At 38.4% G+C, this 13,378-nt stretch carries 10 protein-coding genes; 4 read left to right on the forward strand and 6 right to left on the reverse strand.

Going from position 1 to position 13,378, the window contains the following annotated elements; genetic code table 11:
- Positions 1 to 23 precede the first annotated feature (23 nt).
- Positions 24 to 707: a hypothetical protein gene (locus HMJ38_RS09675; RefSeq protein ID WP_194974186.1), complete on the reverse strand. Its 684-nt coding sequence runs from the start codon at positions 705 to 707 to the stop codon at positions 24 to 26.
- 10 nt (positions 708 to 717) lie between these two features.
- Positions 718 to 1,263: a hypothetical protein gene (locus HMJ38_RS09680; protein ID WP_194974187.1), complete on the reverse strand. Its 546-nt coding sequence runs from the start codon at positions 1,261 to 1,263 to the stop codon at positions 718 to 720.
- Positions 1,264 to 1,525: 262 nt separating this feature from the next.
- On the opposite strand from HMJ38_RS09680, the gene HMJ38_RS09685 reads away from it, so the two are divergent.
- Entirely contained in the window at positions 1,526 to 2,923 is a 1,398-nt protein-coding gene (locus HMJ38_RS09685; RefSeq protein ID WP_194974188.1) for a Fic family protein, read from the forward strand.
- A gap of 247 nt (positions 2,924 to 3,170) precedes the next feature.
- Here HMJ38_RS09685 and HMJ38_RS09690 read toward each other — a convergent pair whose 3' ends face one another.
- Positions 3,171 to 4,181 carry a Gfo/Idh/MocA family protein gene (locus HMJ38_RS09690; protein ID WP_194974189.1) on the reverse strand — a complete coding sequence of 337 codons (1,011 nt, stop codon included), beginning with the start codon at positions 4,179 to 4,181 and terminating at the stop codon, positions 3,171 to 3,173.
- 71 nt (positions 4,182 to 4,252) lie between these two features.
- Between HMJ38_RS09690 and HMJ38_RS09695 the strand changes: the two genes are divergently transcribed.
- Entirely contained in the window at positions 4,253 to 4,630 is a 378-nt protein-coding gene (locus HMJ38_RS09695) for a VOC family protein (protein ID WP_194974190.1), read from the forward strand.
- A gap of 143 nt (positions 4,631 to 4,773) precedes the next feature.
- Here the strand turns inward: HMJ38_RS09695 and HMJ38_RS09700 are convergent, their stop codons facing one another.
- The 3 genes from HMJ38_RS09700 to HMJ38_RS09710 all read right to left on the reverse strand — a co-directional run bounded on the left by HMJ38_RS09700 (position 4,774) and on the right by HMJ38_RS09710 (position 11,360).
- Positions 4,774 to 8,175 carry a sensor histidine kinase gene (locus HMJ38_RS09700; RefSeq protein ID WP_194974191.1) on the reverse strand — a complete coding sequence of 1,134 codons (3,402 nt, stop codon included), beginning with the start codon at positions 8,173 to 8,175 and terminating at the stop codon, positions 4,774 to 4,776.
- Positions 8,176 to 8,240: 65 nt separating this feature from the next.
- A complete protein-coding gene (locus HMJ38_RS09705) occupies positions 8,241 to 9,605 on the reverse strand; it encodes an SdrD B-like domain-containing protein (RefSeq protein WP_194974192.1) in 1,365 nt (454 codons plus the stop codon).
- Positions 9,606 to 10,073: 468 nt separating this feature from the next.
- Positions 10,074 to 11,360, reverse strand: a complete 1,287-nt coding sequence (locus HMJ38_RS09710) for an aminopeptidase P family protein (protein WP_194974193.1) — start codon at positions 11,358 to 11,360, stop codon at positions 10,074 to 10,076.
- Positions 11,361 to 11,501: 141 nt separating this feature from the next.
- On the opposite strand from HMJ38_RS09710, the gene HMJ38_RS09715 reads away from it, so the two are divergent.
- Both HMJ38_RS09715 and HMJ38_RS09720 read left to right on the forward strand, forming a co-directional pair.
- On the forward strand, positions 11,502 to 12,731 hold the full coding sequence (locus HMJ38_RS09715) for a M16 family metallopeptidase (protein WP_194974194.1): 1,230 nt from the start codon (positions 11,502 to 11,504) through the stop codon (positions 12,729 to 12,731).
- A 2-nt stretch (positions 12,732 to 12,733) separates the two neighbouring features.
- Positions 12,734 to 13,378: an O-methyltransferase gene (locus tag HMJ38_RS09720; RefSeq protein WP_194974195.1), complete on the forward strand. Its 645-nt coding sequence runs from the start codon at positions 12,734 to 12,736 to the stop codon at positions 13,376 to 13,378.

Below are 13,378 nucleotides of genomic sequence, written 5' to 3' on the forward strand. Positions count from 1 at the left end.
TTTTTATTTGTAAAGGAGAACATTTACAACCCCTGCAGTATTTTACTCCATTTGATATATCCTCCTTTCGGACAGCTGCAATCTGCCAATAAATACTTCGATCCTCTTCTGGCACCGGTTTTCATCGTGCCATATACTGAACCTCCATCCAAAAAATACTCACTGCCATCCGAACCGGATTGGGAGAGTTCCTGACTTCGGGTCAGCAGATCCAAAACAAAAACATCTTGCCCTGTTTCCGCCTCCACCAATGTCATTGCCACTACCGAAGTACTATTTAAAGGTACTCTTGGTGTGGGGTAGATGGAATTGGCTTTATCAGGTTCCAACATGTCAAATCCATCTGATGCACGGTAAGATTTCAATTCCAGCTTCAACAGATATTTTACACCTAAGACTTGATGCATTTTTTCGGTTTCATTCTTTTTGATATTTCCGGCAATCATTTCATAATCCCAATCTTCAAGGAGTTCCAAACGGATATCCGGGTATTTATCAAACTGTTTCTTAATAATCGAATACAATTTCTCTTCTTCTCTAACCAACAAATCAGGGATTTGAATATCCAACAATACAAGCTCTTCTTGCTGCCAACAGACTTTGCAATACTGCTTCTTCTGGAACTTGGTATTCTTGCAGGAGAAAAGTGAAAAGATAAGAAGAAGTATAAGGTATTTACGCATCATTTGAAACCTAGATCCTGACATCCGAATGGACTTAATTCAAATTGAACCCTATGTTGATTTCAGGATTGAGGGGAAAGAAACCCCGGTTTCCATTCGGATCGAAATAAAGAATCGGCCCTAAGCTGAACAGTAAATTTATTTTCCCATAATCCCTTTGCAGGCCCCAAGTCGGCCCTACTGCAAAGAAATGGTTGCTTGTCCTGTTAAAACTAGAAGCCTCCTCCGGCCCAGGACCTGTGTAGAGTAATCTTAATGCCAGAAAATTCCCAGAATTTTGTCGTACAGCTTTATTCTTAGCCAGTCTTTTTTCGAAGTTGTAAAAATATCTGGCCTGAACATCCACAAACATGGCAAACAAATATTGAAAACCATCATCGGCTGCCAAGGTTAGATTCGGATAGGAATAATTATATCCAAAACCTAAACTAGCATCCAGAGTGGTCTTTGACCCTGTGGCTTTTTCATAGGAAATTGCAGGGTTTAAAACATTTATTTTTAGTACATCTTCAGTCTGTGCAGATGAAAATCCTGAAATCAGAAATAAAATTGAGAAAACAAAAATTTTATATTGTTTCATAATAGAAAAGTAAAAGTCTTTAAAATTCCACCAAATGATAATTTTAACCTTAAAAATCAATTAATAAACCTAACTTCAAAAATATCTGACTAAGAAAATATTTCAAAAACATATAATGGATTGATTTTCAATTGGAAATATATCAATGTGGGTTTAATAATTGCACAATTAAGGATTGTCGTGAATTTAAAAATATTGTCGTTTAATTTACTTTTTATAAAATAATGTCGTATTTTTGTCGTGAATAAATAAATTTGCGACAATGGTTAATGTATCCACAAAAAGAGATCTTCTGGTTATCAAAGGGATTATAGAGAGATTCCCTTATGGTGCTTCCATTGAGGATATCCTGCAAGGTGATGGGGTGGATTTGGAACTAAGGACTTTACAACGTCGACTCAAGACATTGAAGGAGGAAGGAGAAATTTATACCTCTGGTGGATCAAAGTCCACCAAATACCATATTTCTCATAGGCTAAGTCTTGTCATGGAAAGAGAGCAGGAAAAGCTTATCCGTCCCAAGAAAGAGGGGATCTCAATTTCCAAAGAAGGGAAAGGAATCATCAGCTATTTATCAAAACCGCTTTCGGATAGAAAAAAGTTGGGGTACAATTTGAACCTTCTGAAATCATACAGACCAAATTTTGATGCTTACCTGACTTATGATGAAATCCACAAATTGACTGTTTTGGGTCAGACCAATAATAAAAATCAACCTGCCGGGACCCATGCCAAGGAAATCCTGAACAGGTTGTTGATTGACCTGTCCTGGAACTCAAGCAGGTTGGAAGGAAATACCTATTCTTTATTGGATACCCAAAGGTTGATTGAATTGGGTGAGTCGGCTGAGGGCAAATCACTGGAGGAGGCCCAAATGATCATCAATCACAAGGATGCGATTGAGTTTTTGGTTGAGTTGGGCGATGATCTTGATTTCAACAAGTATATCCTGTTGAATCTCCATGCATTGCTAGCGGATAACCTGATGCGTGACCCTGATTCAATCGGAAGGTTGAGGTCCATTCCGGTTGGTATTTATCAATCGGCTTATACGCCGCTGTCCATACCACAATTGATAGCGGAGCAGTTTGATCTGATTTTGGAAAAAGCAAAAGCCATAGAGAATCCCTTTGAACAGGCATTCTTTATGATGGTGCACCTTCCCTATTTGCAGCCTTTTGATGATGTCAATAAAAGGACTTCCCGATTGGCTGCGAACATACCCTTGTTCAAGCATAACCTTTCACCGATTTCCTTTGTGGAAGTTCCCAATGAACTTTACACGCAGGGGATTCTTGGGGTTTATGAATTGAATCAAATGGATCTGTTGAAGGACATCTTTATGTGGGCTTATGAAAAATCGGCGGTCCGCTATGCAGCGATTCGACAGAATGTCAGCGAACCGGATCCTTTCAGGACCAAATACAGGGATGAAATCAAAAGTCTGATTACTGAGATCATCTCAGCAAATCTGAGTCCCAAAGAAGGTTCAGGATTGATCAAATCAAAAGCAGCAAAGCTTGCGAAAGAAGACCGTAACAAGTTTGCCGAATTTGTGGAAGGTGAATTACTTTCCATTCACGAAGGGAGTTTTGCAAGGTTCAGGGTTTCGCTTTCTGAATTTAAGGTTTGGAAGGAAAATTGGCCAAGGAAGGTTTAATCTTTCCTTGGCCTTTTAATTATTTTAGAATTGAGTTTGGCCAAATTAAACTGGTAGATATATTCCATACCTAAAGGCACGGCTGATTGCCATAAATGATCTTTTCTACCCATATTAAGTCCCTAAAGGGACAATAGCACCAACTACTCTAATCACTATTTTTTTCCTATACCTATCCGAATTGTTTAAACTTAATGTTGTTTAAATTCTTCATTTCCAATCTGCCTGAATCGTACTAACCTTAAGCCTAATCCCAAACTTCTCTCAATTTCACACTTTTCCCTCCCAACCTTTTGCTTTCATCTGCGGCTTCCATAAAAGCCAAAATTTCAAGGGTTTCTTCCGGTTGTACCGGAACAGTTCCGGTTTCAAAATATTTTACAATTTCCACTAAAAGGGGTTCATATCCTGCATAAGGTCCCAAGACTATATTTCCTGATTCGGTGAATGCCATTCCTCCATAATCATGTTTGCCGGATCGTGTTCCTCTGAATGTCCCTATCCGACCATCCTTCCATGTTCCGACTACGACATCGGTATCTTTGGTACTGACCCTTACTACAGATTCACAGCCTGTTCCCATCACCGTAAATAATGTCTCTACACCATGAATGCCATACCAGAACAAATCCGGATGTGTAGGTTCCAATTCTGCCGGACTAAAGGCGCTTGCCCCCACAACTGTTTTTTTATCGATTTTATCTATTCCGGTGATATACCTTAATGACGAGGAAGAAAAAACCGGAATCTTGAATTTTTCAGCTGCCTCAAAAATCGCTATCGCATCTTTCAAGGATGCTGTCATGGGTTTATCAATAAACATACGCTTTCCGGCCTTAAAAACCTCCATTGCCTGTTCCAAATGGAGTTTACCGTCATTGGTTTCCAATAAGACCACATCAACCCTATCCATAAGTTCAGCAATGGAACTCACTATTTCAATTCCTATTTTTTTGATCTCCTCGGTATAGCCGGGGATTCTATCCATGCTGGATTTGATATCCCTGCTTCCAAAAGGAAAGGCCGCCACCACATGATAACCCAAGTAATCTTTGGAATCTTTATGCCCGTTCAGCACTTTGGTAAAGGCTATGCTATGGGAGGTGTCAAGACCAATAATCCCGACTTTTTTTCCCTTAGGATCGTATATTTCATCAGAAGAAAATCCGAGGGAATTCCCATAAATCCCTAAACCGATACCGGCAATTGAGGATGTTTTTAAAAATAATCTTCTTGAATTCAGACTTCTATTTTTCATAAGGCTGGTATTTTGAAATGGAAAATTTTGAACGAATTTATTTAAATTTATGGATTAAAACCCTAATCACTATGAGACATGTAAGCGTTGGCTGGTTCGAGATTCCGGTCGAAAATATGGAAAGAGCGATGGCTTTTTACGAAGCCGTGTTTGATTGTAAATTGGATCGTCATCAAATGGGACCCATCGACATGGCATGGTTTCCTTGGGATGAAAGCAAGCAGGGTGCGGGAGGAAGTCTTGTGAAAGCTGAAGGATACTACAAACCGAGTGCTGAGGGCATCAAAATATATTTTTCATCTGAAGACGTTAGTGTAGAGCTCAATAAAATTGAGAAAGCCGGCGGGAAGATCATTCAATCCAAAACAGAAATTGCACCAAATATCGGATTCATGGCTCTGTTTCATGATTGTGAAGGAAATGAAATCGCCCTTCATTCAAATAAATAAGACAAATAAGCCTCAGATGACTTTTGTTTAGGGCTTATTTTTACCATGCCAATAAAGAAAAAATATCAGAGGAGGCTTGGGTCAATGATCTGGAGCGGTTATTTGAATTTAATTCTCAAAAAAAAATCCCATTAAATAGGAGGTTAGTAAACAGGCAGTAAAATAACAAACGAAGCACCTTCACCATTTTTCTTTTCCAAGAGCAAAGAGCCATTATGTCCGTGGGTAATGATTTCATAGCTTAAGCTAAGACCGAGTCCTGTACCTTCTCCTGTAGGTTTGGTAGTAAAAAAGGGCTCAAAAATTTTTTCCTGATTCTCACTTGGTACTCCCGGTCCATTATCTGAAATCCTGATTCCTACCTTATCCCCCTCCATAAATGTGGAAATAGAAACCTCAGGTTCAAATCCTTCTGGGTTGTTTTTGGTTTTTTCCCAAACCGCATCAAATGCATTTCCAATAATATTGATTAGAACCTGACCAATCTCTTGGGCCGATATTTTGACTTTCTTAAGGTTTGGCTGGAAATCTTTTTTGATTGCCGAGAAAAATCCTGGATTATGAGCCCCTTTACTGTTGTAGGTTAGATCGATGTATTTTTCGACAAGATTATTGATTTCAATTATTTCAAAAGTTGATTTCCCCAGACGCGTATGCTGCATCATTGACCTTACAATTGCATCTGCTCTTTTTCCATGGTTCTCGATTAAACCTGCATTAGTTTTTAGGTTTTCCATCAAATAGTCGATTTCAACCTGATTATTATCCCTGATTGCTTGGGTCAATTCATCAATTAATTCACTGGAAAGCGAAGCGAAATTGTTGACAAAATTGAGCGGGTTCTTTATTTCATGGGCGATACCAGTCGCAAGCCTTCCCAAAGAAGCCATTTTCTCTGCCTGGATGAGCTGGTTTTGGGCGGACTTTAGTTCCTGATAGGCTTTTTCCAATTCCTGTATTTTCTCCAATTCTACCGCTTTCTTTTCATTGTCGGCTTTAAGTGCCTGGGCTTGGGCTTCCGATGCTAATGACTTGGCTATCGCAGCTTCTGCATGGAGTTCGGCTTCCCGTAATTTGGCAATTTCCCGCTCTTTTGTTAAAACCCGTTTCCTTTGGATTCTGTCTAAAGAAAAAATAACCCCACTGAAAATGAATAGTAAAATCAAAAATGCCCACCACCGGAGCCACCAAATGGGCTTCACCAAAAAGGTATATATCATTGGCTCCGAGGATTCTACACCACTGTCATTGATAGCCACCACCTCTAGTGTATAGGATTTGGACCAAAAAAAAGCGGGCAAATTGGTATATCTAAGGCGCTTTTGATTTGTCTCAGGAGACCACTCATTGTCGTAACCTACAAGTCTGGTTTTGTATTTTACACCTGATATATTTGAAAAACTAAGGGCAGAATATTCAAAAATTGCTTCATTTCGGCCCTCGGTTCTGTATGATATCAAGGCCGAGGTTAGCACCACTACAGGTGGAACGTTATTTTTTCTATCCAACAGTGGGTTATAAATTGATAGGCCATTGAAAGTACCATAATAAACAAGTCCTTCATCATTTACTTTTACAGAACCATAAAGCCAAACCTCATTTGCAATCAATCCATCCTGTTTGGTCACTTGGTTGAGAACTTCCCCAGTGTCCATATCAACTTCCGCAAGACCGCTATTAGTACCTACCCAGAGATTTTGAGTATTAGGTGCCACGGCAAAACTAACCGCATTGTTAGCGGGCAATCCATTTTCTTTAGTGATATGATTCAAAATGGCCCCTGTATCTTGATCAAGTTGCAGAAGGCCTTCTTGAGTACCAACCCACATTTTACCGTTTTTCCACAATAATTTTTCAATATGATTAGTTGGAGCGCCATTTTGGGTTGACCAGAACTGCTCAAAAAGTTTAGACTCACCTTCAAAATCAGTATTTTCAGAAAGATATTCTATTGTTATTTTTTTGGTACTTCTGTAGATTCCTTTGTCTACAGTACCAACCCAAATGTGTCCATTTCCATCAATAGCTATCGATTTATTTAATACAGGAGGAAGCCCTGATTCAATACCAAAGTCATACATTTTCCCTGAAACAATTCCTACTACACTCCTTAATCCAGCAAACCAAATTGAGCTTATATCTTCTGTCTCAGTGGATCCCTTAATGACCAATTTTTCGGAAGCAATAATGGGTGGACTGTTGGGAATAGTAAACAGTATTCCAGTTTTCCCATTGATAGTGATTATTTTGAGTTCAACTGCATCTTTTAAAACCAGTTTCGGATCGAATACCAACCCATTCAAACCTTGTGTGGTAGCTATCCAAATTCTACCCTCGAGATCTAATTCAAGACCGTTTACCCAATCTCCAGTTAAACCATCTGCCTGGGTAATATAGGTTGATGTCCCGTCTTCGGAGATACATGAGACACCCCCCTCGGTTCCAACCAAAACCCGAAAAGGATAAGAACTGGCAGGATCCATAAGTATAGAGTTTACCTTAGCGGAGGGTAAAATGGGCTTTTCTCCAGCTATAGAACGGGTACTAAAATTTTCAAAAGCATTGAAATTAAACCTGAGCTTAGAAATACCTCCCGATTGGGCAATCCATACATTTCCTTCCCTGTCTTTGCTTACATTAAAAACATTATCGCTTAATAACCCATTTGACCGAGTAAAAAGACCAATTATTTCCCCTGTTTGATCATTGAATCTGATAATCCCATTGACTCCGCTCACTGCCCAAACACTACCTTCAGTCACAGTTGCAAGACTAGCAATATTGGATTGCTTTAATTGAGCAATTTTTAAAGGATTGCTAAATTCATTTTGGAAAAGCAGTACTTCTCCATTTTGCCTGTAAGCCCAAATTTTACCTTTCTCATCTTCCAGAATGGAAGCGAAATTTTGATCTTCAGAGTTTTTGCCGGAAGAATAAAGCAATTGGATTTTATTGCCTGATATCCGGACAAGTTGGCCTCCACCTATCCCCGCCAATATTCCTCTCTTTCCTGAAAAAACTGTGGTAATCTGCTGAGGCGTATTGCCTTTCTTTTCGATGTTTAAAGTATCTACTTCTAAATTGCTTTTTTCATTGATCAGATATTTCAAAAACCCCTTACCAACAGTGCCAACCCAAACAATCCCACTGCTATCTACCGCTATTTGATTGAGATTGACGATTTCGGAGTAGAGGGATTTACCTTCAAATTCCGAGGTAAAAGACAACCTCCGCCCATTTTTATAATTAGATACGGGCTCTTTTGATACCACCAGCCCAGAATTGGATGTTACCCAAAGATAGCCTAATTTATCTTCTACTACCTGAAAAACCCCAAGGTCCTTTACGCCATCCTTTTGCCCATACAGATCCTTTTTGGTTCCATCAAAACGAACCAAACCAGAGGAATGAATTGCCATCCATATGAATCCCTCACTGTCTTGAAAAACATTTGTAACCATTGCTGATGGCAATGGATTCAATTCATTGTCAGGAGTATAATGAACAAAGGGCAGCTCTTGGGCTGCCACTTTGAAACTATACATGAATAAAAAAGAAACGGCTAGAGAAAAACGGAAATTCATCGAATGAATATAATCAATTACATTAATTAATTCCTGATTCCTCCGGTCCCATTAAATGCACGAAGTGTATTTGTGGTGTCAACCAACCTTGAATTCATTGTTCTTGAACCTTTAACTTGGGTATTTGATTTTCTGTCATTGGGGTTTTCTGAACAAATACCAAGCTCTTCACATCCGATGGCTTCAGAATGAATCAATAATGCTTGATTATAATTATCCCATATTATTAGAACTCCATTATTATCTTTAAGCGCTCCTCTTTGGCTGACTACGTTAAGTTCTGCTGTAAGCAATTCTTTAAGGAACATTTCTATGTCAGACTTTCCTGTTGGTTCCAAAATTTCTAATGCTGTTTTGATTTTTCTGCTTCCAAATTGAAAAGGTTCAGTCAACAAGAGTTTCTCAATTTGCTTGAGAAATTCTAAAATTTCAGCCTCAGTATAATCGCCCTTAGATGTTCCACAATATTTTAACTGATCGACCCAATAATCAGCACATTCAGCGGTCCCTTCTACAATTCCTTCTTCCAATTCACGGGTCATTTTTTCTGAATCTATTTCGAATCCAAAATTGATGCAAGACCCATCTGTCTCATCAGTACAAAAGTGCACGCTCGATGGGGTCGTTGATTTATAACTCTGGTTGAGCAATTCGTCTGCGGTTTCAACATTGTATTCACCTTCCAAAACTTGGAAAGAAAAAGAACCATCTTCAAGGGTCATTACTGATCCTAAAATTTTATTTGTTTTTTTGTCCCTCAAAAATATTTCAGTTTCAGGAATTCCTGATTCAGAGTTTTGTTTGATTCCGTCTGCATTGGCATCAATAAAAATGCTTCCACAAATATCTGTCACGCCTTCGCAAGGGCCCATTATTTTACATTTTTCTCTTTTGCCATTCCTGGTGATGCTGCTTTCGATAACCCCAAGAGGCACATCGCCAAGGAAAGTCATTGAAAAGCTCTTACTTTCATCTTTTCCGATTACTATACTCCACGTGATCCCTTTTGAATCCAATTTAGAAGATTGGACCGGTTCCCAAGAGGTAGGAATTCCGGCACAAGAAGGAACCTGAAGAAAAAATTTCTCTAAATCAGAAGATTTTCCGGTGCCGCTTACTTTATAGTGGAATGTGGTACTTGTGACTCCATCTATTTTTTCTACATTTCTTCCGACAAATTCCACATCATAGTTATTGATCCTTGCCTTTTCAAATTCTCCAAGCTGATTTGCAAAGTATCCTGGCAGTTCGGCCCTAAAATCCTCGACATTTACTTTTCTAAATTCCGCGTCAATTTTTTCAGAAACCACCTCTTGATTAGAATACTGACAGCTTGCCAAGAATAAAATTGAGATGAATAACAGGAGCGATGAATTAAGAGATTTTTTCATAATTTATGTATCGAATTGGTCAAAAATCAAGAATTTCAATTAATTAAGTAGACTAAAAGAATGAGGATCTTTTTTTACTTAAATTATCAAATAATTACATCCAAATATCTTAGTCCAAAAACTCTCTAAGAAAACAATTAAAAGCTTATGAATAACACTTTTGTCAGGATGTAATTCATTTTTTTTTGGAAATTACATATTTTTTTTGATAAAATAGCAAAAACCCCAGCCAAAATATCGTGAAAAGTACTTATCAACAAATTCAATTTGCATTTAAAAATAAATAACTGATTTATTAATATTTAAAAATTAAATATTTTAATTATTTTAATAATTAAAATACTTTTTATAATAATTAAAAATAAATAATAATATGCATTAATATTCTGTTTCCAATAACTTTTAGCAACAAAATATGAACTGATCAGATGGATCTGTTATGATAAAAACCCTAATCGAAATTAAATCTCAGTTCATTAAATCCTCTATTTCTTCAGCGACTATGGGGATATTCCTCATTAGATCAAAATACCCGTCTTTCAAAATAACAATATTATTTTCCAACCTCACTCCCAAACCTTCTCCCTGTATATAAATCCCAGGCTCAACTGTAAAGACCATACCCGCTGTGATGGGTTCATGCATGGTGCCCACATCATGGACATCCAATCCCAAGTGATGTGAAGTACCATGCATAAAATATTTTTTATATGCCGGGGTTTTGGGATCCTGATTTTTGATGTCAGTTTGGTCTATTAAGCCCAGTTCAAGTAACTCTGACTGCATCATCAAACCCACCTCTTTGTGGTAATCCTGAATACTGATTCCTGGCCGTAAAATATTCATGGCGCCTCTTTTAACCCGCAATACGGCATTATAGACCTCCTTTTGCCTTTTTGTAAACCTCCCATTAACTGGAATGGTCCTGGTCATATCTGCATTATAATTCCCATACTCCGCCCCGACATCCATAAGTATCAAATCCCCATCTTTACAGACTTCCTTGTTTTCAATGTAATGCAGTACACAAGCATTGGCTCCACCGGCTATGATGGGTTCATAGGCGAAACCTCTACTGCGATTGCGGATAAACTCATGGATAAACTCAGCTTCAATCTCATATTCAGTTACGCCTGGCTTTACAAAAGAAAGGATCCTTCTGAAACCTTTTTCTGTAATATCACAAGCGATCTGCATTTGGTCTGTTTCTTCCTTTTCCTTCACTGCCCTCAAAGCATGCATTATCGGAGCCACACGATGATAGTGGTGTAGTGGGTACCTTTTTTTGCAGGTTTCTATAAATCTGGCATCTCTGGTTTCGACTACAACAGCAGCACGAAGGTGTTCATTGGTGTTCAGGAATACATTATCGCTTAGCGACATCAATGTATTCAACACGCCATCAAAATTGGAAATCCATTGGATATTTTCAATACCTGAAGTGGCCAATGCTTCCTCTTTGGTATATTTATGGCCTTCCCAAATAGCGATATGCTCGCTGGTTTCGCGTAAAAACAGCACTTCTCGTAGATTAGGGTCAGGGAAGTCCGGACAAACCACCAATACAGATTCCTCTTGATCAATTCCTGTGAGGTAAAAAATATCATTATTCTGTCGGAAACGTACCGTTCCATCTGCATTGGTTGGCAAAATATCATTGGAATGAAATACTGCCAAAGATTTTGGAAGGAGTTTTTCTTTTAATTTTTGACGGTTTTTGATGTAAAAGTCCTGTGATAAAGGTGTGTATCTCATAATGTGTCCTGATATTTGGTCTTAAAGAAGAATGAAATTAGCATAATAGATATTGAACCAAAAATACCATTTATCAATTGGGTAAAAAAACACTTCAATAAGTCTTTTATTTTTGTACTTTGAGGCTAGGAAAAATTAAGCATGCAATATAACTTAAAGGAACTTCCCAATGGTATCCGAATAGTACATCAGGAAGTCACCCATACCCGGATGGTACATTGTGGTTTTGTACTGAACATTGGAAGTAGGGATGAATCGAAAGAACAGGAAGGCTTGGCGCATTTCTGGGAACATATGGCTTTCAAAGGGACCAAAAAAAGAAAAGCCTATCATATCATCAACCGTTTGGAATCCCTTGGGGGAGAATTGAACGCCTATACTACCAAGGAAAAAATCTGTTTTTATTCAAGTACTTTGAAAGAACACTTCCCGAAAGCTGCTGAGCTTTTATGCGATATAACTTTTAACAGTACTTTTCCAAAAAAACAGATTGACAAGGAGAGACAGGTCATATTGGAGGAAATGGCCATGTATCGGGACTCGCCTGATGATTCCATACAGGATGACTTTGATGAGATGATTTTTGAGGGACATGCTTTGGGCAGAAATATATTGGGGACTGAGCAAACAGTGGCCAACTTTACCCAAGATGACTTTTTTGAGTTTCTTTCTTCCCGCCTAGATACCACGCAGATAGTTTTCTCGGTAATCGGAAATATATCATTCAAAAAAGTATTGCTACAGGTTGAGTCTTTTCTGGCTGAAATCCCGATAAAAAGGAGTCTTTATGTCAGAAGCGGATTCACCAATTATCAACCAAAGATTAAAATCGTTGAAAAGGAAATTACACAGGCCCATTGTGCCATTGGAAAACCTGCATTTTCATTTTATGATCCCAGGAGATTTCAATTGTACCTGCTCAACAATATCCTTGGTGGCCCAAGTATGAACTCCCGTTTGAATCTTTCCTTAAGGGAAAAACATGGCTATGTCTATAGTGTGGAATCCCATTATCAAGCCTACTCTGACACAGGTTTTGTAGGGGTATATTTTGGCACTGAACAGAAAACTGCAAACCGGGCCAAAAAGGTTGTGCTGAAAGAAATGGAAAAATTGAGGCTCAAAAAGTTGGGAACCATGCAGCTCCACATGGCCAAAGAACAAGCTATTGGACAAATGGCAATGGCTGAAGAAAATTATGCTGCTTTGATGTTGGTTTTTGCCAAAAACTTGTTGGATAAGGGGAAAATTGACTCCTTGGATACTATCTTTGGCATTATCAGGGAAACGACCTCAGAAGATTTGATGGATATTGCCAATGAAGTTTATAGCCCTGACCAATTGAGTTACCTGAATTATACACCTGCTTGAAAATGGATTTTCTTTTACCCAAACTATTAGCATATTGTGAAGACCACAGCAGCGGAGAGGATGAATTGCTCAGGCACATTTCGAGGGAAACCCATGCCAAGGTATTGATGCCTAGGATGCTATCCGGCCATTTACAAGGAAAGACTTTGGAAATGTTGGTGAAAATGTTGAATCCTCAAGTCATCTTGGAAATAGGGACATTCACAGGTTATTCAGGAATCTGCATGGCTAGAGGATTGGGCGAAAATGGCAGGCTTATCACTTTGGATATCAATGAGGAGTTGGAAGACATGGTGAGGGAATTTTTTGAAACATCCGGTTTGGCTTCCAAAATTGATTACAGGATAGGAAATGCCATGGACATCATTCCTAAAATTGATGAGAAATTTGACATGGTCTTTATTGATGCCGACAAAGCAAACTATATCAATTATTATAACCTTGTCGTTGAAAAAATGAATCAAGGTGGCATCATATTGGCGGATAATGTATTGTGGTCCGGCAAAGTGATATCCGAAGAAGGGGAAAAGATTGATAAAGACACTCAAATCATATTGGATTACAATAAAATGGTACAGAATGATCCCCGTGTTGAAAATGTCCTTTTACCTATTAGAGATGGATTAATGCTGGCAAGAAAACTATGA

The sequence above is a fragment of the Aquiflexum lacus genome (assembly GCF_015476655.1).
Lineage (GTDB): Bacteria > Bacteroidota > Bacteroidia > Cytophagales > Cyclobacteriaceae > Aquiflexum > Aquiflexum lacus.